This window comes from Nocardia aegles (assembly GCF_052545135.1).
On sequence record NZ_JBQWRI010000081.1, the window covers coordinates 1 to 245 of the forward strand.

A 245-nucleotide genomic window follows, 5' to 3' on the forward strand; every position below is an offset into this window, starting at 1 on the left:
CGATCTTCCCCGAAACAGTCAGCGGCATAGCATCCAGAACGACAATCTGGGAGGGCACCATGTGGCTGGGCAGCCGCCGCGCGACAGCACTCGTGATAGCCGCGACATCAAGACCACTGACACCGACCACATAACCCACCAAACGCTCCGCAGGACCAGCAGAGCCACCGTCCTCGACGTGCGCACCATCCAACGTGACCACAGCCTGAGCAACGCCATCGCATCCGGCGAGAGCAGCTTCGATC

Annotated in this window: 1 protein-coding gene; it reads right to left on the reverse strand. The window is 62.0% G+C overall.

Translation table 11 applies throughout. The annotated features are described in order from the left end of the window. The coding region (locus ACT89H_RS29540; RefSeq protein ID WP_445111950.1) for an AMP-binding enzyme at window positions 1-244 on the reverse strand (244 nt) is incomplete at its 3' end. Between the last annotated feature and the right edge of the window lies 1 nt (window position 245).